Source organism: Leeuwenhoekiella sp. CH_XMU1409-2, from assembly GCF_037029365.1.
In the GTDB taxonomy this organism is placed as follows: Bacteria; Bacteroidota; Bacteroidia; order Flavobacteriales; family Flavobacteriaceae; genus Leeuwenhoekiella; species Leeuwenhoekiella blandensis.
Map to the genome: position 1 here is coordinate 73157 of NZ_JAYMEI010000010.1, position 21085 is coordinate 94241.

19 protein-coding genes are annotated in these 21085 nt (G+C 38.1%); 11 read left to right on the plus strand and 8 right to left on the minus strand.

The features are described from left to right. Positions 1–23: 23 nt before the first annotated feature. Positions 24–644, minus strand: a complete 621-nt coding sequence (locus WA338_RS11775) for a trimeric intracellular cation channel family protein (RefSeq protein ID WP_009780450.1) — start codon at positions 642–644, stop codon at positions 24–26. Continuing rightward, positions 644–1366: an RDD family protein gene (locus tag WA338_RS11780; protein WP_009780451.1), complete on the minus strand. Its 723-nt coding sequence runs from the start codon at positions 1364–1366 to the stop codon at positions 644–646. Before WA338_RS11780 ends, WA338_RS11775 begins: the two co-directional genes overlap by 1 nt. A gap of 174 nt (positions 1367–1540) precedes the next feature. On the opposite strand from WA338_RS11780, the gene WA338_RS11785 reads away from it, so the two are divergent. The 10 genes from WA338_RS11785 to rplT all read left to right on the plus strand — a co-directional run bounded on the left by WA338_RS11785 (position 1541) and on the right by rplT (position 11138). After that, entirely contained in the window at positions 1541–2530 is a 990-nt protein-coding gene (locus WA338_RS11785; protein ID WP_009780452.1) for a stage II sporulation protein M, read from the plus strand. After that, the gene (locus WA338_RS11790; RefSeq protein ID WP_009780453.1) at positions 2508–3365 is read left to right on the plus strand and encodes a hypothetical protein; all 858 of its coding nucleotides are present in this window, start codon (positions 2508–2510) and stop codon (positions 3363–3365) included. Before WA338_RS11785 ends, WA338_RS11790 begins: the two co-directional genes overlap by 23 nt. Further along, entirely contained in the window at positions 3365–4108 is a 744-nt protein-coding gene (locus WA338_RS11795) for a DUF4129 domain-containing protein (protein ID WP_009780454.1), read from the plus strand. The genes WA338_RS11790 and WA338_RS11795 overlap by 1 nt, the downstream gene beginning before the upstream one ends. Then, positions 4105–5325 carry a DUF4350 domain-containing protein gene (locus WA338_RS11800; protein ID WP_009780455.1) on the plus strand — a complete coding sequence of 407 codons (1221 nt, stop codon included), beginning with the start codon at positions 4105–4107 and terminating at the stop codon, positions 5323–5325. The genes WA338_RS11795 and WA338_RS11800 overlap by 4 nt, the downstream gene beginning before the upstream one ends. 2 nt (positions 5326–5327) lie before the next feature. Further along, complete coding sequence (locus WA338_RS11805; protein ID WP_009780456.1) at positions 5328–6371, plus strand: AAA family ATPase; 1044 nt, start codon at positions 5328–5330, stop codon at positions 6369–6371. Then, on the plus strand, positions 6371–7711 hold the full coding sequence (locus WA338_RS11810; protein ID WP_272984815.1) for a DUF58 domain-containing protein: 1341 nt from the start codon (positions 6371–6373) through the stop codon (positions 7709–7711). Before WA338_RS11805 ends, WA338_RS11810 begins: the two co-directional genes overlap by 1 nt. 136 nt (positions 7712–7847) lie before the next feature. Continuing rightward, a complete protein-coding gene (gene thrS / locus WA338_RS11815) occupies positions 7848–9794 on the plus strand; it encodes a threonine--tRNA ligase (protein ID WP_272984816.1) in 1947 nt (648 codons plus the stop codon). A gap of 22 nt (positions 9795–9816) precedes the next feature. Continuing rightward, positions 9817–10368, plus strand: a complete 552-nt coding sequence (gene infC / locus WA338_RS11820) for a translation initiation factor IF-3 (RefSeq protein WP_088124385.1) — start codon at positions 9817–9819, stop codon at positions 10366–10368. A 117-nt stretch (positions 10369–10485) separates the two neighbouring features. Then, on the plus strand, positions 10486–10683 hold the full coding sequence (gene rpmI, locus WA338_RS11825) for a 50S ribosomal protein L35 (protein WP_009780460.1): 198 nt from the start codon (positions 10486–10488) through the stop codon (positions 10681–10683). Between the two features lie 110 nt (positions 10684–10793). Next, positions 10794–11138 carry a 50S ribosomal protein L20 gene (rplT, locus tag WA338_RS11830; RefSeq protein ID WP_009780461.1) on the plus strand — a complete coding sequence of 115 codons (345 nt, stop codon included), beginning with the start codon at positions 10794–10796 and terminating at the stop codon, positions 11136–11138. 112 nt (positions 11139–11250) lie between these two features. On the opposite strand, the gene WA338_RS11835 is transcribed toward rplT, so the two are convergent. The 3 genes from WA338_RS11835 to guaA form a co-directional block, all read right to left on the minus strand. Beyond that, complete coding sequence (locus WA338_RS11835) at positions 11251–11655, minus strand: OsmC family protein (RefSeq protein ID WP_273016955.1); 405 nt, start codon at positions 11653–11655, stop codon at positions 11251–11253. Positions 11656–11659: 4 nt separating this feature from the next. Then, positions 11660–13636 carry a LysM peptidoglycan-binding domain-containing protein gene (locus WA338_RS11840; RefSeq protein ID WP_273016956.1) on the minus strand — a complete coding sequence of 659 codons (1977 nt, stop codon included), beginning with the start codon at positions 13634–13636 and terminating at the stop codon, positions 11660–11662. Positions 13637–13717: 81 nt separating this feature from the next. Continuing rightward, positions 13718–15250 carry a glutamine-hydrolyzing GMP synthase gene (gene guaA / locus WA338_RS11845; protein ID WP_272984824.1) on the minus strand — a complete coding sequence of 511 codons (1533 nt, stop codon included), beginning with the start codon at positions 15248–15250 and terminating at the stop codon, positions 13718–13720. A gap of 393 nt (positions 15251–15643) precedes the next feature. Here guaA and WA338_RS11850 point away from each other — a divergent pair, with 393 nt between their 5' ends. Further along, complete coding sequence (locus tag WA338_RS11850; RefSeq protein WP_009780465.1) at positions 15644–16378, plus strand: XRE family transcriptional regulator; 735 nt, start codon at positions 15644–15646, stop codon at positions 16376–16378. 75 nt (positions 16379–16453) lie between these two features. Here the strand turns inward: WA338_RS11850 and WA338_RS11855 are convergent, their stop codons facing one another. From WA338_RS11855 to WA338_RS11865, 3 genes are all read right to left on the minus strand, one after another. After that, the gene (locus tag WA338_RS11855; protein WP_009780466.1) at positions 16454–17341 is read right to left on the minus strand and encodes an anti-sigma factor; all 888 of its coding nucleotides are present in this window, start codon (positions 17339–17341) and stop codon (positions 16454–16456) included. Positions 17342–17618: 277 nt separating this feature from the next. Then, the gene (locus WA338_RS11860; RefSeq protein ID WP_009780467.1) at positions 17619–19883 is read right to left on the minus strand and encodes an aconitate hydratase; all 2265 of its coding nucleotides are present in this window, start codon (positions 19881–19883) and stop codon (positions 17619–17621) included. Between the two features lie 247 nt (positions 19884–20130). Continuing rightward, positions 20131–21084 carry an AAA family ATPase gene (locus tag WA338_RS11865; RefSeq protein ID WP_009780468.1) on the minus strand — a complete coding sequence of 318 codons (954 nt, stop codon included), beginning with the start codon at positions 21082–21084 and terminating at the stop codon, positions 20131–20133. Position 21085 lies beyond the last annotated feature (1 nt).

A 21085-nucleotide genomic window follows, 5' to 3' on the forward strand; every position in this document is an offset into this window, starting at 1 on the left:
CTACAAAAGTAATGCGTAGTCTGTTACAGTTCTGACTTGCTATAAATTGAGGGTAATTGAACCTCATAGATAACCGCAAGCGTACGTATAATTACGACCAAAAGCCCTGAAAGAATGGCATTAATTCCGGGAGCTATACCATAATGATGTAATATTACATACAGCGCTCCTCCTGCGATACAAGCACTCGCATAAATTTCCTTTCTAAAAATCACCGGGATTTCATTACATAGAATATCGCGTATCACACCGCCAAAACAAGCGGTTATGGTACCCAAGGCTACACAAATTACCGGATCAAGATTGATGAGTAAGGCAATTTCTACACCAGTCACCGTATACAGCGCAATCCCTATGGTATCAAACAAAAATAAAGAGCGGCGTACGTAGCGTAACTGCTTTCTGAAGATTATACCTACGATTGTGGTTAAAACAATGATGTAGACAAAAGTCGAATCAAGCAACCAAGACACCGGAGATTTCCCAATTAACAAGTCTCGCAAAGTACCACCACCCACTGAGGTTACTGTAGCAATTATAAGAATCCCAAAAAGATCCATGCGTTTTTTAGTCGCAGTGATCACCCCGGAAATCGCAAAAGCAATAGTCCCTAAAATGTCTATTATGCTTGCAATATTTTCCATTACTCCTGAGTATAGTAATTATAATCTTTGAGTACGCGATCAACAAAACTTAACGGAGTTTCTTCAGGTGTTACTTGCATCGTAGTTGACAACTTTTGACTCAGTTTAAGGATAACATTATGCTTACCAAATCTGCGTGCCTCGGTGTAGATCGTTTTTATTTTTTGCATATCGGCATCAGTAAAAACAGTGACCTGAGGATATTTTGGCACATAATCTTCTTCAATTGTCTCTAGAATAGTATGACTCAATTGCACTTTTTTACGCTCTGTGATTACGGTAGTTCCGGCAGCGATATCTCCTAAACGTTGCCCTTTTCCATTTAAAAGAATGGTAAAAACAGCTACTCCGCCAGAGGTAAGAGTGATGTCTATTGTACGCATCAACCAGCGCACAAAGTAACTACCGAAGCCTGGTTTTGATCCGTCAATTTTAACCACCCGTAAACCTAAAGCTGCTTTTCCCGGAGTACGCCCGTCCCAAAAGGATTCTAACAATAAAAAGTATAGAAATGAAGGAATCCCGATAAGCATAAAGTAGATATTGATCGATCCATTTGTATTAGAATCCAAGCCGAAGGCAGAAAGCAAATAGATAGAGGCAATCCAGTAAGCTCCTAAAATCAAAAGGTCTATCAAGTAGCCTAAAATACGATCACCAATTCCTGCAACTTGCTGCTGAATGCTCACGTTTTGTGCAGTTTCTATTTGAAAATTATCCATTAAATTGCTTTCTTTACTCGGTAACCGAGGTTTAAAATACGTTTAAGATGGCCTCAATATAAAATTACGCAGAGAAATAACTTTGCATAATCTACTATTCTTTTATCTTTGAACGATACCCCTCACTAAAAACGGTACTACCGCAATTTTGGTGAGATTTCAATATTTCAGTTTATGCGCGAGGCGGCTTTCGTGAAGCAAAATAAGGACAAATGGATAAGATTTGAAAACGTTCTGTCTGGGAATCAAATAGATTTATCACCAGACGAACTTTCAGCTTTATATCTTGAAGTTACAGATCATTTAAGTTTTGCCAAGACCTTTTATCCGCAAAGTAAAACCACGCAATACTTAAATCATCTCGCTTCACAATCCCATCAAAAAATTTATAAAACCAAGCGCGAATCCAGTACCCGCTTTATCACTTTTTTTACTGAAGAGTTTCCGTTGCTGATGTTCAACTATCAGAGACAGCTTTTGATTTCTTTTTTAGTTTTTGCCCTGTTTTGCATTGTAGGTGCTTACAGCGCTGCTACAGACGGCGCTTATGTACGTACCATTCTTGGTGATGCCTATGTTAATATGACTCTTGAGAATATTGCCGATAATGACCCGATGCGCGTGTATAAAGAAATGAATGAGGTCGAAATGTTTATGGGGATTACGGTAAACAATATTAAGGTAGCCTTAATGGCATTTATTTTCGGAATTCTATTGAGTTTAGGCTCGCTTTATATTATGATGCAAAACGGAATAATGCTGGGTTCCTTTCAATATTTCTTCTACGATAAAGGCTTGCTTTGGGAGTCTATGCGCACGATATGGATACACGGTACCATTGAGATTTCGGTTATTATTATTGCCGGTGCCGCGGGCTTGGTTCTAGGAAATGGAATTTTATTTCCAGGCACGTATTCGCGGCTCGAGTCTTTTAAACGCGGTATGAAAGACGGCTTAAAAATCGTGGTGAGTACGATTCCGTTTTTTATCATTGCCGGTTTTCTCGAAGGATTTGTCACCCGCCATACCGAAATGCCCGATTGGCTAGCGATCTTAATTATCTCAATTTCTTTGTTACTAATTTTATTTTACTACGTCGTATACCCTAGAATACGTTATAAAAAACAACTACACGCTTTAGATGAAAGAACTGATTACCTTTAAAAAACAACGCGAGTTAGGCGACATCATTACAGATACTTTTAAATTCATTCGGCTAGAATACAAACCTTTATTTAAGGCGCTTTTGCGTAATGCTGCTATTCCATTTTTGATATTGATAGGTATTTCGGCATATTACACCGGTGTTACTACAGATATCTCAATACTTGATAACGGGTCTTTTAGTTTTGTAAGCTTCTTTCTACCTGCCCTTGCCATGTTTATTGCGATGTTTTTTTATTATGGTGTACTTTACGGGACCGTTTTGAACTACATCAAATTATATATAGATCATCAAGGCACGGTGGATCAAGACGAACTTAAAACACATGTGAGAGCCGATCTGGGGAGCTTAACCGGACTTACCTTTTTAATCGTAATTATGATTTCTTTTGGTATGATGCTTTGCTTCTTACCCGGTGTTTACGTTGCTGTACCTTTATCACTAACCTGGGCCATACTTGTATTTGAAAATAAAGCTGTGGGAGACTCTATTTCAGACAGTTTTAAACTTATAAAAAACGAATGGTGGATCACCTTTGCGACAATGTTTGTCCTTGGTCTTTTGCTTTATATCGCGAATATTGTGTTTTCACTGCCGGTAATCATTTACAGTGTTGCCAAAGGATTTCTTTCGGCTGAGACGATCTCACAAGGCGACATGTCTAGTATGTTTGATTGGGTTTACGTTTCACTAAGCGTGCTTTCTTCGGCAGTACAATATATTTTGGCAGGGATTTTTGCCGTGGCTGTCGCTTTCATTTATTACAATCTGAATGAAAAGAAAAACCAAACCGGTACTTTTGAAGCCATTGAAAGTATTGGTTCTGACCATTAATGATCAAAAAACTAATTTACATACTCGTTTGTTTTTTTTCTTTTGCAGGTTTTGCTCAAACCCCGGGTGATTCTACCGCAACAGAAAAGCAAATAATCTATGACGATAGCCAGGTGGCTCCGGTTTATTTTGATGAACAAGCCATCGATGAATATCGGCAAGATGACTCCTTTGATTATGTAGCTTTTGTTCCGCCAGATACTATTTGGACACGTTTTAAAACCTGGTTAAACGATCTTTGGTCTTCTTTTATTGAATGGATTTTACAAGGAAGCGAAGCCACAGGTATTTTAGGCTTTTTAGTTTCTGCCCTACCCTATTTGATCATTCTTGCGGTTGTAGGTTTACTCGTGTGGTTGTTTATGCGTATAGATCTCGCCGGATCACCGCTTAAAAAAGACAGTTTAAATAAGGTTATACTTTCTGATGAACAAGAGATCATTGAGACTCAAAATATTCAAGAGCTCATAGATGCTGCCCTAAAAGCGCAAAATTATCGCCTTGCGGTGCGCTTTTATTATTTACTCTTACTACAAAAACTGGCACAAAAAGACATCATCGACTGGCAAGTACAAAAAACAAATGCCGACTATGTTTACGAGATTAAAAACGAGGTACTGCGCACAGATTTTACCAGACTCACGCGTATTTATGATTTTATCTGGTATGGTAATTTTGAAGTAAGTCAAAACGCCTTTTCAAAGGCAGAACAAGAATTCAAAAAAACAACTTCGAGTCTATGAGCAAGCGCTATAAGATAATGGCCGGAGTTTTAATTGCATTTCTTGCAGTTCTAATTTTAGCTGAAGCTTCACAACCCGAGCCTATAAATTGGTTTCCGGGTTATGGAAAACAGGATAAAATTCCTTTTGGAACCTATGTTTTCTATGAGCAGCTTCCTGAGGTTATCGACGCAGAAAGAATTGAGGAAGTCAACATTCCGCCTTTTGAGTTTTTGCTAGACACTACGATTCCTAAAGGAAGCTCTTATTTTTTCGTTAACGGAAACGTATATAACGATGCTTCAGAAAGCAATAAAATACTACAATGGGTAGGTGAAGGAAACACCCTTTTTGTTTCGGCTAAATCTATAAGTCAAACAATTTTAGACAGCCTTTGGTTAAACCTCAGTTATTACAGCGAGACCGCTAATCTGAAGAAAAGACCTCTAGTGAATTTCACAAATCCACGGTTGAAAGCAGCGCGTCCCTTCCGCCTTAACAAGGATGTAGGAACGGTTTATTTTGATGAAATCGACACCCTTAGAACTACAGTACTTGGTGAATTTGATTTAATACGAGACGATGATTCTTCGCAGATCAAAAAGCCTAAAATCAACTTTATAAAAACACCTTACAAAGAAGGAACGGTGATTTTACATACTTTTCCAGAAGCTTTTACCAATGTTTTCATGTTAGACAGTCTTAACGCTAATTACACAGCAAAAGTCTTGTCTTACCTCCCACAACAAGGAAAGGTTTATTTTGATCAATATTATAAAAACAGTAAATCGTATGCTGTTTCACCATTGCAACTTATCTTGACCAATAAATACCTCAAATGGTCTTGGTATTTGCTTGCACTCGCTGCTTTGCTTTGGGTAGTTTTTGAAGGTAAAAGAAAACAACGCAGCATTCCTATTATAAAACCGTTACCCAACAAGACCTTAGATTACACCAGAACTATTGCCGGAATGTATCTTGACAAAAAGGACAACAGGCAAATTGCGATGCATCAAATCAATCATCTGCTGGAATATATTAGGAGCTCCTATTCGTTAGCTACAGAACGTTTGAATCTTGAATTCATAGAAAAGCTAAGTGCAAAAAGTGGCAGAGATCAAAATCAAATAAAAACACTCATAGATTACATGGTCCTGATACGACAGAAGGCTGAAGTGAGCGAAGACGAACTTATAAAGCTGAATACGCTTATAGAAAATTTTAAAAACACCCATTAATTATGGAAGACGAACATAAAGAACCTGAAAACCAAAATCTAAATACACCACAGGATTCCACAGATGAAACTTCAGAGAATTTAGAGTTTCAGAGCAGAATTCCGCTAGAAGAGTTACGTGATAACGTAGCTGCTTTAAAAGCTGAATTGGCTAAAGTAATCGTGGGGCAGCACGAGTTTATAGAACTATTGATCGTTGCCTTGCTTTCTGATGGTCACGTTTTGATCGAAGGTGTACCGGGAATTGCAAAGACAGTTACAGCAAAACTTTTTGCAAAAACCTTAAGTACCGGTTTTAGCCGAATACAATTCACACCAGATTTAATGCCCAGTGACGTCTTGGGAACTTCGGTATTAAATATGAAAACCAGTGATTTTGAGTTTAAACACGGACCTATTTTTTCAAACATTGTGCTTATTGATGAGATTAACCGCGCGCCGGCAAAGACACAAGCAGCACTTTTTGAAGTGATGGAAGAACGCCAGATCACTATCGACGGGCATCGTTATGATCTAGAAAAACCCTTTATGGTTTTGGCCACTCAAAACCCTATTGAGCAAGAAGGAACTTACGCCCTGCCAGAAGCACAGCTTGACCGTTTCTTATTTAAGATCAAAGTGAATTATCCCGACCTTGAAGACGAGATCGAGATTCTAAAATCACAAAACGAACGTACGGGCACACAAGCCGAAGCGATCAATAGTGTGCTGTCTCCAGAGAAACTTCAAGAATACCGTGAACAAACCCGTAAGATTCTTGTAGAAGAAAAAATCCTTAATTACATCGCATCGATTACAGTCAAATCACGTACCCATCCGCATTTATATTTAGGTGGATCTCCTCGTGCTTCGTTGTCGATTATGAATGCTGCAAAAGCATTCGCCGCGATTGCCGGTAGAGATTTTGTAACTCCTGAAGATGTAAAGCGATCAGTAACTCCGGTTATGCGGCATCGTGTGATTCTCTCCCCAGAACGAGAAATGGAAGGTATGACACCGGAAACAGTGATCGACATGCTAGTTCAATCTGTTGAAGTCCCTCGTTAGTGCGCATCATCAACTTCATAAAACACTTATATCTCGGCAAGCGTGTATTTTTTATACTCGCTGCCCTTATTGTGCTGTTTCTTTTTTCCTATTGGTGGCACAGCCTTTTCAGCATTGCTCTCTTAGGTGCCTTTTTCCTGAGTATTGCTTTCCTGTATGATGTGATCATTCTTTTCAGAAAAAAAGACGCAGTTAGCGCTTCGCGAAAACTTCCCGAGAAATTTTCTAATAGTGATCTTAATGAAGTTCCCTTAGAAATTCAAAGCAAGTACAGCTTCAATACACGTTTTTCTGTGATTGATGAGATTCCTGTTCAATTTCAAAAACGAGATTTTTTAAAAATCGGAAGCATTCCGCCCCGCGGAAAAACCATATTAAACTACCAACTAAGACCTGTAGAACGTGGAGTCTACACTTTTGGACGTCTTAATATTTACATTTCCTCTCCATTAAAACTTGCCAAACGCAGATTTACCTTTGGCAAAGATCAAGAGGTCAAAGTATATCCTTCGTTCATTCAGATGAAAAAATATGCTTTTCTGGCTATTGACAATAAGCTGACACAATTTGGTCTCAAAAAAATCAGACGCATCGGTCACACGATGGAGTTTGAGCAAATTAAAGAATACGTGAGTGGAGATGATGTGCGCACCATAAACTGGAAGGCAACAGCAAAACGCGCAGAACTGATGATCAATCAGTTTCAAGATGAAAAATCGCAACCGGTTTACTCGATCATCGATGCCAGCCGGGTAATGAAAATGCCTTTTAATGGCCTTACCCTACTCGATTATGCGATAAACAGTTCGCTTGCCTTTAGTAATATCGCTTTGAAAAAAAACGATAAAACCGGATTGTTAACCTTCAGCAATACCATACACAATCATCTTTCTGCAAGTAGTAAAAAAACACATTTAAATACTATTCTTGAGGTACTTTACTCCATCTCTACAAACTTTTTAGACAGTGATTTTGGAAGACTTTATGCCGAAGTAAAACGTAAAATCACGCATCGCAGCCTCCTGCTGTTGTACACTAATTTTGAACATAGCAGCGCAATGCAGCGCCAATTGCCTTATCTCAAAGGTATTTCGCGAAAACATGTTTTAGTTGTTATCTTTTTTGAAAATACAGAACTTGAAGATCTAATTGCTAAAAAAGCGCAAAACACACCGGAAATCTATCATAAGACGATTGCTCAAAAGATGGATTATGAGAAAAAACTTATGGTTAAAGAACTTGAAAGAAACGGAATTCAAGCGGTTCTTACTAAACCGAAAGATTTGACTGTAAATACCATCAACAAATATCTCGAGATTAAAGCACGTGGTATACTGTAAACCGGTTTGAAAGAACAATTACTTTTTAAGAAATCATCTTACACTTTTTAGACTAAAAAATAGCTTGTAAATTTTTGATTTACTCCTATCCTATTTTCTACTGAAACCCCTTATCTTTGCAGCCTAAATTTTTACTATGATCCAAGTTACTTTGCCAGATGGCAGTGTAAAAGAATTTGAAAGCGGAACAACGCCTTTTGATGTTGCAAACAGCATAAGTGCCGGACTTGCCCGCAATGTTATTTCTGCCAAATACAATAATAAAACTATTGAAATTACCACGCCACTTACCGAGGATGGCGCACTGGTATTGTTTACTTGGAATGATGATGAAGGTAAAAAAGCCTTTTGGCATTCTTCGGCGCATATACTTGCACAGGCGTTAGAAGAATTATATCCTGGTGTAAAACTCACTATAGGACCTGCGATAGATAAAGGATTTTATTATGATGTAGATCTGGGAGACCGTTCGCTTAGTGAGAATGATTTCAAGAAGATCGAAAATAAAATGCTTGAAATCGCTCGCGGAAAGCACGAATTCTCAATGCGCAGTGTATCTAAAGCAGATGCGCTTGAGATGTACAAGAAGCAAGACAATCCTTATAAAGTAGAATTGATCGAGAACCTGGAAGACGGTACGATCACCTTCTGCGATCACGATACCTTTACAGATTTATGTCGTGGTGGGCACCTGCCAAACACCGGCTTTGTAAAAGCGGTAAAATTGATGAGTGTTGCGGGAGCATATTGGAGAGGAGATGAAAACAAACCGCAGCTTACGCGTGTTTATGGAATTTCATTTCCGAAGCAAAAAGATTTAAAAGAATATTTAGAATTACTTGAAGAAGCAAAAAAACGCGATCATAGAAAACTAGGAAAAGAGCTTCAGCTTTTTACTTTTTCGCAAAAAGTTGGTCAAGGTCTGCCATTATGGCTGCCTAAAGGTGCCGCTTTGCGTGAACGCTTAGAAAACTTTTTAAAAGCTGCTCAGAAAAAAGCAGGTTACGAGATGGTCGTTTCTCCACACATTGGCCAGAAAGAGCTTTATGTAACTTCTGGGCATTATGCAAAATATGGAGAAGACAGTTTTCAGCCTATTACTACTCCGGCAGAAGGTGAAGAGTTTTTACTAAAACCTATGAACTGCCCACACCACTGCGAGATTTTCAATGCCACGCAGTGGAGTTATAGAGACTTACCTAAGCGCTTTGCAGAATTTGGTACGGTATACCGCTATGAGCAAAGCGGTGAATTACACGGACTTACACGAGTACGTGGATTTACGCAAGATGACGCACATATTTTCTGCACACCAGATCAACTGGATGATGAATTTATGAAAGTGATCGATCTTGTTCTTTATGTTTTTGGTTCATTAGGTTTTGAAAACTTTACTGCTCAAGTTTCTTTAAGAGACCCTGAGAATAAAGAAAAATATATTGGTACTGACGAAAATTGGGCAAAAGCCGAAAATGCGATTATCAATGCAGCAAAGGCTAAAGGTTTAAACTATGTTGTAGAAACCGGAGAAGCTGCATTCTACGGACCTAAACTAGATTTTATGGTAAAGGATGCCTTAGGTCGCAGTTGGCAGTTAGGAACCATTCAAGTAGATTATAACCTTCCTGAGCGTTTTGAACTTTCTTATAAAGGCAGTGATAATGAAGAACATCGTCCGGTTATGATTCATCGTGCACCTTTTGGAAGTATGGAGCGTTTTGTAGCAATATTGTTGGAGCATACCGGTGGAAATTTCCCATTATGGCTTATGCCTGAACAAGCTACAGTGTTAACACTCAGTGAAAACTATGAGAATTACGCGCAAAATGTATTAACTTTGCTCGAGAATCACGATGTTCGCGCCACGATTGATGATCGTGGAGAAACCATGGGGAGAAAAATCAGAGAAGCAGAAATGCAAAAAACTCCTTATATGTTAATTATTGGTGAGAAAGAAGCTAATGATGGTACGGTTTCTGTACGTAAACATGGTGGAGAGGATTTAGGAACAATGACCGTTGCAGATTTTGCAAAAATTATTGAAGCCGAAATCGCTCAGACATTAAAAAAGTTTGAAGTTTAATTAAAATTTTATAGCCATAGCAATACGTAGAAAAAGATCAAGAGGACCAGCAAGAGTCCAAAAGCAAGACCAACACAATATCAACCAAAAAATTCGTGCACGTGAGGTGCGCCTTGTTGGCGATAATGTAGAAATGGATATTTATCCTACCAGTAAAGCACTGGAAATCGCTCAAGAATTGGAGCTTGATTTGGTGGAAATTTCACCAAATGCAAATCCTCCGGTTTGCAAGGTAATGGACTACAAAAAGTTTGTTTACGAGCAAAAGAAACGTGAAAAAGCCATTAAGGCAAAAGCGTCTAAAGTTGTTGTAAAAGAAATAAGATTTGGTCCTAACACAGACGATCACGACTACGAGTTTAAAAAGAAACACGCGATTAAGTTCTTAGAAGAAGGAGCAAAATTAAAAGCGTACGTATTTTTTAAAGGGCGTTCAATCATCTATAAAGATCAAGGTCAAATTTTATTGCTACGTTTAGCACAGGATCTTGAAGAGTATGGTAAAGTTGAGCAAATGCCAAAATTGGAGGGTAAACGTATGATTATGTTTATGGCTCCTAAAAAGAGTAAATAAAAGTCTTACGACTTGATAAAATATAAATCCCGACCTTTTTAAAAAGGCCGGGATTGTTTTGATTTATAAAAATCATACAAACAGCAATAAGCGGAATAATTAAATAAACTAGGAATTATGCCTAAAATGAAAACAAAAGGCAGTGCTAAAAAGCGTTTTAAGCTTACAGGTACTGGTAAAATCAAAAGAAAGCACGCGTTTAAGAGTCACATCTTGACAAAAAAGTCTAAGAAACGTAAGCTAGCGTTAACTCACGATACTTTGGTACACAAAGCTGACGAGAATAACGTGAAAATTATGTTACGTCTTAAATAAGCACGTAACCGGTTAAATTATTTTATAAACCCTGGAGTTGGGCAAAACCAAAAATGTAAGAGTTTTGAAAGTGGTGCTTGTCACCCGCCTGCTACAAAAACAATTAAATTATGCCAAGATCAGTAAATTCAGTTGCTTCTAGAGCCCGAAGAAAAAAGGTAATGAAGCAAGCCAAAGGTTACTTTGGAAGACGTAAAAACGTCTACACAGTTGCTAAAAATGCGGTGGAAAAGGCTATGCTTTATGCATACCGTGACCGTCGTCAAAAGAAAAGAAATTTCCGTACATTATGGATCACTCGTATTAACGCGGGTGCTCGTATGCACGGGATGTCTTATTCTCAGTTTATGGGTAAAGTTAAAGCTGCAAACATCGAGCTTAACCGTAAGGTACTTGCAGATTTAGCAATGAATCACCCAGAAGCTTTTGAAGCAATCGTAAATAAAGTAAAATAAGGCTATAACGCCTAATTAAACAATACTCCGCTTAGAAATGAAAAGCCCGATCAATTTGATCGGGCTTTTCTATTTTATTATCAGCATCAAAGGATTTAATAGTTCACCTTTCTTACTTCCAATTAAAGACGATTTCCTTTTCCATATCTGGATGAAGACTGTTCAACACAGGGCAAGTTTTTGCTGTGTCTTCTAAAATTTTCTTTTCTTTTTCAGTCTGCACTCCTTCTAAATTAAGTTTAATTTCTACCCTTGCAATTCTTCTAGGCTCTGCCTTCATTATTTTGGTAACTTCTGCAGTCGAACCTTTAAGTTCGACGCCTTCCATCTGCTTTGCCTTAATCCCCATAACTGTAAGCATACAACTAGCTAATGCAGTCGCTACCGTATCTGTGGGCGAGAAAGCTTCTCCTTTTCCATTATTATCTGTAGGAGCATCAGTTATGAATTTGTCACCAGATTTCACGTGTTCACATTCGGTACGCAAATCACCAAGATAAATCACTTTACTCGTCATAATTCTAATTTTTTAAATAAGAAGATTCACTTGATTCTACCGGAAGCTCCACCACAATCTCTTCTAAATTCTCACCGTATTTTAGAATATAGGCCGCAGTATTAAAATATCCTGTAGATACCGGATCTTGCACGTAATTGAACTTATTTTCTACATACTGCGTCAAATAACCGGCATCTGCTGCGTCGTACAAACTCTCAGAAGCTGCTAGCCTTAAAATAGTATCAAAAGTGATATCATAGCCACGTACAGCATAACTATTAGGCACATAACCGTATTTATTTGAGTACGCCTCAACAAAAGAAGCGTGCTTTTCATTGTAAGAACGATCAACTGAAGGGAAATGAAAATTAAGTTTCATAAGAGTAATATTTGAAACATCATCACTCTCATATGCTGAACCCTTATCTGTGGTTAATAAGGTAATCTTTTTATCTGCAAGCTGGGTAGATAAATTGGTCGTTGTGTTACTTATAAGTGCAACATCATTTGACTCAAGAATCACCCAGTTTTCTATTGTTTCTGAAAGCTTATCTGTCAAATCACTCGCCTTTAAATAGGATCCGTTATCAGAAGATTCGGGATACACGATACGAGCATCAGGATATAAAGCTGTTAGCTCATTTCGTTCTTTAAGGTGCTTGGAATCTGCAACGATTACTATATTTTTCCCCTTACCTTCCAGTTTGATGAACTGCATCATCTGTTGCTTTAAAATCTCATCGTCAGGTCTGGACTGAAACATGTTTGATCGCATTGCCACATTAGGCACGATTGGAGAAACTACAGGTATTGCGCGTTCACGAAGTAATTGACTCGCTTTCTCCACGTTTGAAGTCAAAAGCGGGCCAATAACCGCATTCATGTTAGAAAAGTCATTAGAACGTATGATATCCTCAACTTTTCGATCGTTACCGGCTTTACCGTCTGCTCGGGAATATTCGGTATCAAACGCTACTAGCTTTGTTGATATTCCAAGTGCTTTTGCCGAGTCTACAGCCATAAGAACACCGCTATAAAAATCTAAAGCTATATTCATCACCCGGTCGTTTTTTAAAACCTGTTTGCGAACATCACCGGTATCTACTACTGTTTTACGTAAATTAAAGGGTAGCATTACCGCAATATTTTTGGTAGATCTATTTACCAAATTATCTGCTAACTTCACAGCTTGCCCTTCTACAGTCACTGCCGATGCACCTGTTAATTTTTCTTTTGGTAATTTTAAAATCATTCCGCTTTTGAGACCATCAACCAATGCAGGATTCAATGCAACAAGTTCTTCTTCGGTCATATTCCAGCGCTCTGTAAGTCGGTAAAAATTTTCCTTTGGCTTTACTTCATAAAACCCATATTTACTTTCTTCAAGAACAGCATCCTTAGCATAAGATTTGTCTGGAACATTAATGATGTCACCTATTTGTAAACCATCAGAAATCTCCGGATTCATCTGCTCCAATTCTTCAATAGTAATCCCATACATAGAAGCCAGTCCGTATTTGGTTTCCTTTGGTTTTACTACGTGCTTTCGCTTCGTTAATGCGGGCTTTGCAGTTTCATCAGCTGCAACTTCATTCTTGTTGGGTATTTTAACAATCTCTCCGTTTCTCAATTCGGCGCTATACAAATGCTTATTGTAACGCTTAATTTCAGATTCACTTACGTCATATTTCTTTGAAAGCTTGTAGAGCGTTTCGCCCTTTGCTACGGTATGCAAAACAAATTTACCGTCTGCAGAAAGTTCTGAACCACCGGGAGCTGATTTGCCTCCTGGCAAAATAAGAACTAGACCGGGATACAATTTATCTTTAGCCTCAGGATTGAGCCGATAAATCTCGTAAACAGTAACATTGTATTTATTGGCAATAGTAGATACCGTCTCCCCTTCACGCACCTGATGACTGGCATATTGCTGCTGCCCAATACTTGAACAGCTAAAGACCACGAAAATAAAAACGAAAAGAATTGTGATGTTTTTCATTGTAGTTATTTTTTACATCAATACCTCATAAAATTATGAGGTATTGATGTATAAATGTTTAAAGCAAATTAAAAAAGCTGACTATTCCCACTCAATCGTAGCTGGTGGCTTAGAACTGATGTCATAGACTACTCTATTAACGCCTTTAACCTTATTTATTATATCATTTGATACTTTTTGCAGAAAATTATAAGGTAGATTTACCCAATCTGCTGTCATACCATCTGTACTTTCTACTGCTCGTAGCGCAACACATTTTTCATAGGTACGCTCATCTCCCATTACACCAACAGAGTCTACAGGAAGTAACATTGCTCCTGCTTGCCAAACTTGATCGTAAAGCCCCCAATCGCGTAATCCGTTAATAAAGATTGCATCTACTTCTTGTAAAATACGCACCTTTTCTGGAGTAATATCGCCCAAGATTCTAATGGCAAGACCCGGCCCCGGAAAAGGATGTCTCCCCAATAATGCAGGACTCATATCCATACTAGCTCCTACACGACGTACTTCATCTTTAAAAAGCATACGTAAAGGTTCAACAACCTTTAACTTCATAAAATCTGGTAAACCTCCTACGTTATGATGCGACTTGATCGTTGCCGAAGGCCCTCCTGTAGCAGAAACAGATTCAATAACGTCTGGATAAATGGTTCCTTGCGCAAGCCACTTTGCATCTTCAACCATATGTGCTTCATCATCAAAAACTTCAATAAATACACGACCTATGGTTTTACGCTTTTCTTCCGGATCACTTTTTCCTGCAAGCGCATCTAGAAAACGTGCCGAAGCATCCACACCTTTTACATTGAGCCCCATTCCTTCATACTGCTTCAAAACGTCTTCAAACTCGTTCTTTCGAAGCAAACCGTTATTAACAAAAATGCAGTGAAGATTTTTACCAATAGCTTTATGCAATAACATCGCAGCTACAGAACTATCTACACCTCCTGACAAGCCTAAAATGACTTTATCTGTGCCTACTTTATTTTTGAGTTCATCTACAGTGCTTTCGACAAAGCTATCTGGTGTCCAGGTTTGTTCAACCTGAGCTATATTGATAAGGAAGTTTTCTAAGATTTTCTTTCCGTCTGTAGAATGATAAACTTCAGGATGAAACTGAATCGCGTAGGTTTCTTCCCCGCCTATTCGGTATGCTGCATTTTCTACATCGTGCGTACTCGCCAAGCGCACCGAGCCTTCCGGTAAAGATTTAATAGTATCACTATGACTCATCCAAACCTGGCTACCCACTTCTACATCTTCAAAAAAAGCTTCACCTTCTTTGATCATAGAAAGATTTGCTCTACCATATTCTCTGGTATTGGATTGGCCAACTTCTCCTCCGTGAAAATGTGCCAAATACTGCGCTCCATAACAAACCCCAAGTAATGGTTTTTTACCACGTATTTGAGATAAATCTGGATGAGGTGCATTTTCTGCACGCACAGATGATGGAGAACCCGATAAAATGACCGCTTTATAGCTGCTCAAATCTTCAGGTAAGTTATTGAATGGTTTAATTTCGCAGAAAATATTGAGTTCCCGAATACGTCTTGCGATCAATTGGGTATACTGCGATCCGAAATCTAGAATGAGTACGTTATTTTGCATAGGCAAAAATAGCATTTCTATCTTTTTTCAAAACATCAATTTTAATAGTTCTTATACACAAATTAATAAACATTTTAGGCGCCTAAAAGAAGCGCTATGAAAATCAAAGTGCTAGCTTCAAAAAACTTCCATTTGCGGTAATTAGACGACTGTTCGGTCTTCTTCGACTAATTACTTATCTTATAAGGATTTAAAACGTATAATCTTACACAAACAAAAAGCATCAATGTTAAATAAATATCATATATTTAACTGAATTATTAAAATATCAATAATTTTATAGGTATTTTTTAATTGAAAATAAATTTTAAGAAAAAATATAATTATAAACAATACAATTTGTTTTAATCTTTATATTTGAAATTAATAGATGTTCCCTAAACCTTATCTATAATGTCAATATCAAAACAACTTAAAACCCTTAGGGAAAGCTCCTCGCTTTCTCAAAAAAAAGTTGCCGAAGAGCTCGGCATTACTCAAGGCGCTTATTCATTAATTGAAAATGGTCAAAACTCGATCACCACAGAGCACCTTTTAACCCTTAGTAAACTTTATAGCGTTCCTACAGATCGTATTTTAAAAGGCTCTCATAATTCTATAATGATGAGTTCTTCTAACGGATTTGTACCGCTCATTAACGTTGAAGCACGTGCAGGTTTTATCGAGAACCGTGATAATGAGCAATGGATGTCTACCTTAGACATGTTCAAATTGCCCGGTTATGAGCCTGCTCAAGGTCAAAAACTCTTTGAAGTTGAAGGAGACAGTATGGCCCCCACTTTAATGCACGGTGACATCCTTATCACACAACACACAGATGATTTAAATGAGATTCTGGACGGTTCTGTTGCGGTAATTGTTACCACAAAATCAGTTTTAACAAAACGGATTAAGAAGGATTTACCCAACAATGCACTCATTCTTATAAGTGATAATAGCAAATATGAAAGTATAAGCTATGACATGGAAAATATTCTTGAAGTTTTAGTCGTTCGCGGTAAAATTACAAGTTCGCTAAATGTTGTAGATATGGACGCTAATAAACGCGTACAGCACTTAGAGAGTCAAGTAGATAAGCTACAAAGCGATATGAGCAAGCTTATAGAAAAAATAAACAAGCTTGTATAAAAAGCGTAATCAATATCAAACAAAAAAATCCTGGATAATGCCAGGATTTTTTTATTTGATAGATTTTAGACTTTCTTATTTAGTAACTCTTCCAACTGGAAAAGAAGCCGTATTGATCTGCATTGTATTTGTTATGCCAGAACCTGCTTCTTGAGTAACTGTACCCACTAATGGACGCAGTACAAAAGGTGCAATTGAAGCTCCAGTACTGCTATTATCAAATATAGGCTGAATGGTTATAAACACCTGTTTATTCAAAAGATTAGGCAACGTATTCACACCGTAAGCACTAAGCACATTTTCATTGATAAAATCTTCTCCCGGAAAATCCGGAGCTGGATTTATGTTTAGACTGAATGGATCTGATTCATCTGCGTTATTTACATTGGTAAATCTACCTGTCGACAAATTGACATCTCCACTGGCTCCCGGTACAGTAACCCAGCCTTCGTACTTCCAACCTGAAGGTAATGTTGGTAATTTTAATCCCGGCTGACCTGTAGAAGGAATATACCAATACAAACCACTATTTTCGTTAGTAGAGACATTATCTGTAGGTGTTTGTAATACAAATTGACCAGAAGCGCTTGTGTAAGAACCAAACGTCTGTGTAACATCAACCGTCGCAGCATTACCCACAAAATTTCCACTTAATAAAATAGACTCACTAATTGCCGGACTAGAATCATTTCCCGGCTCAACACTCAAGAAAAATTGAGTTGCATTATCTACTTCGCCAGTTAGTGCTTCAAATGTTTTAGGAAAATCCACATCTGTAAAACGTCCCAAAGGAGTTAGATCAACTCCGTCACTGATCCAAGCCTGATACTGAGCTCCATTCTCCAAACGTTCTAGACCAGAAATATCAACAGTCACTGTAGATCGTGCAACCGTATCATCTCCTGAACATGATGACAAAACTGCTAAGCAAGCAGCCAATAGTATTACATTAAATTTTCTCATAGATTTTTTTAGTTAATGTTGTTTCTAAAATGCATAACGCAAATAGACTTCAAAAATTTTAAATGAATAGTTAGGACTATACTGAAATCTAAATAGCATTTCTTTAATAAAAATAGAAAAACTACCTAGATACAAAGAAGCCTTCGTGAGAAACAAACTTTTTATTTCAAGACATCCCGATAACTATCGGGACGCAGTATTAAACTCGTTGAAGTTACCAATAAAAAAAACCAAACCACGAGTAGTGATTTGGTTTTAATTCAACTTAAAAATAAGCTTATGCGTTTTGCTTCTTTATAAGATTTAAAGCAGAACCTTCACGATACCATGCAATTTGAGCATCATTATAGGTATGATTTGCCATAATAGTATCTTTGCTTCCGTCAGCGTGAGTAACTTCGATAGTTAATGGTTTATCTGGAGCAAATTCTTCGATATCTAAGAAGCTGAATGTGTCATCTTCCTGAATCAAATCGTAATCATTTTCGTTAGCAAAAGTCAATCCTAACATCCCTTGTTTTTTAAGGTTTGTTTCGTGGATACGTGCAAAAGACTTTACAAGTACAGCTGCAACCCCAAGATGACGAGGCTCCATAGCCGCGTGCTCACGAGAAGAACCTTCACCATAATTGTGATCTCCAACAACAATTGTTTTAATTCCTTTGGCTTTATACTCACGTTGTGTATCTGGCACACCACCGTATTCTCCTGTCAACTGACTTTTTACAAAATTAGTTTTCTTATTGTATGCATTTACTGCACCAATTAGACAGTTATTCGAAATATTGTCTAAGTGACCTCTGTAACGTAACCAAGGTCCCGCCATAGAGATATGGTCTGTAGTACATTTTCCGAAGGCTTTGATAAGAAGTTTAACCTCTTTCAATTCTGAGTCTTTAATCGGAACGAAAGGCGTTAATAACTCTAGACGCTCACTATCTGAAGCAACAATTACTTCTACAGAACTACCATCTTCGGTAGGTGCTAGATAACCGTTTTCTTCAACAGCAAAACCTTTTGTAGGAAGTTCTAATCCTACAGGTACATCCAATTTAACTTCTTCTCCATCTTCATTAAGAAGGGTATCATTAAGTGGATCAAAATCCAAACGACCAGAAATCGCTATTGCAGCTACCATTTCTGGTGATCCTACAAAAGCATGTGTATTTGGGTTACCATCTGCACGTTTTGAGAAGTTACGGTTGAACGAGTGAACGATCGTGTTCTTTTCTTCTCCTTTACGGTCACTACGATCCCATTGACCGATACAAGGTCCACAAGCATTTGTAAATACCGTTGCGCCAAGATTTTCAAAAACTTCTAATAATCCGTCGCGCTCTGCAGTGTATCTAATTTGCTCAGATCCCGGATTGATACCAAAATCACTCTTTGGCTTTAATTTTTTATCGATGGCCTGCTGTGCGATCGAAGCTGCTCTTGATAAATCTTCGTAAGATGAGTTGGTACAAGAACCGATCAATCCCCAATCTACTTTAATTGGCCAATCATTTTTAGCCGCTTTTTCACCAAGCTCTCCAACCGGAGTAGCTAAATCTGGTGTAAAAGGACCATTAAGATGTGGGCGTAATTCTGAAAGATTAATTTCAATTACTTCGTCAAAGTATTGCTCAGGATTAGCATATACTTCATCATCACCTGTTAAATATTCTTTGATTTCATTTGCTGCATCTGCAACATCTGCACGGTCTGTAGCACGTAAGAAACGCTCCATAGACTCATCGTAACCAAATGTTGAAGTTGTAGCACCAATTTCAGCACCCATATTACAAATGGTTCCTTTACCAGTTGCTGAAAGGTTTTTTGCACCAGGGCCAAAATATTCTACAATAGCACCAGTACCACCTTTAACGGTAAGAATACCTGCCACTTTAAGGATAACGTCTTTAGAAGCAGTCCATCCATTTAATTCACCGGTTAATTTAACACCGATCAATTTTGGAAACTTAAGTTCCCAAGGCATTCCTGCCATAACGTCAACAGCATCTGCACCACCAACACCAATAGCGACCATACCAAGTCCACCAGCATTTACGGTGTGACTATCAGTACCAATCATCATACCACCAGGAAAAGCATAGTTTTCAAGAACTACTTGGTGAATGATACCTGCACCCGGCTTCCAGAAACCAATTCCGTATTTGTTTGAAACAGATTCTAAGAAGTCAAATACTTCATTACTTGTTTCATTTGCACGTTTTAAATCCTTTTGAGCTCCTTGCTTCGCTTGAATAAGGTGATCACAGTGAACCGTAGTAGGCACTGCAACTTCTTTCTTACCTGCTTGCATAAACTGCAAAAGCGCCATTTGAGCTGTAGCATCCTGACAAGCGATACGATCTGGAGCAAAATCTACGTAGTCTTTACCACGTACAAATGCCTTATCAGTTTTACCATCCCAAAGGTGAGAGTATAATATTTTTTCTGCCAGTGTTAAAGGCTTACCGGTAATTTCGCGAGCAGCATCAACACGCTCTGCTACTTTACTGTAAACCGATTTGATCATATCGATATCAAATGCCATATCTAAGTTTTAGTTAATTGAATTTGTAAATTAATTGCGCTTTGAAGCGGCGCTAAAATTACGAAAAACCGCAGAAAATAAGAAGACTATGTATAGATTAAGGCAATTAGAACAAAAGCTAAATTTATTGCAAATTCAACTTGATATATATCGATTTCGTTGCTTAATTATGATAATTAGGTAGTTACAAGACAAATGTTAATAAAAATCTCTTCTTGAAAATTATTTAGAGCCTTTCTATATTAGCTTAAAGCAAACTTTTTATGATTTCTTTAAGGGTTAACCCCTCTGCTTCAGCCTTGTAGTTCTTGATCAGACGATGCCCTAAAATGCCCTGAGCAACAGCTTGTACATCTTCGATATCGGGGGAATACTTTCCATTGAGGGCTGCGTGCGTTTTAGCTGCTAGGATTAAATTTTGAGAAGCTCTTGGCCCAGCTCCCCAATCAATATAGTCTTTCACTATTTGTGGCGCAGCGTCTTCAGCAGGTCTGGTTTTTCCTACGAGAGCTACTGCATATTCAACCACATTATCAGCAACCGGAATACGTCGTATTAACTGCTGATAAGAAACAATATCTTCTGCCGAAAAAAGCGCTTCAACAGCTACAGATTTTTCAGTAGTCGTTGCTTTTACAATCGCAACCTCTTCTTCATAAGTTGGGTAAACTAAATTGATCGCAAACATAAAACGATCTAACTGGGCTTCCGGTAAAGGATAAGTCCCCTCCTGCTCGATCGGGTTTTGGGTTGCTAATACAAAATACGGTTTGTCAAGTGGATATTGCTTTCCGGCAACGGTGACCGCTTTTTCCTGCATAGCTTCTAAAAGCGCTGCCTGGGTTTTAGGTGGGGTTCTATTGATCTCATCTGCTAAAACAATATTGGCAAAAACAGGCCCTTTTAGAAATTTGAATGTTCGCGATTCATCAAGAATTTCTGCCCCTACAATATCACTAGGCATAAGATCTGGTGTAAACTGAATGCGTTTAAAATCTAATCCTAAGGCCTGAGCAATGGTATTTACCATTAACGTTTTGGCCAATCCCGGAACACCGATCAATAATGCGTGCCCTCCAGAAAAAATTGAAATTATAATTTGGTCTACAACCTCATTTTGCCCAATGATTACACGGCCTATTTCTTTCTTTAGATCTTTATATCGAGTTACAAGCGCATCAATTGCCTTAGCGTCTGACATA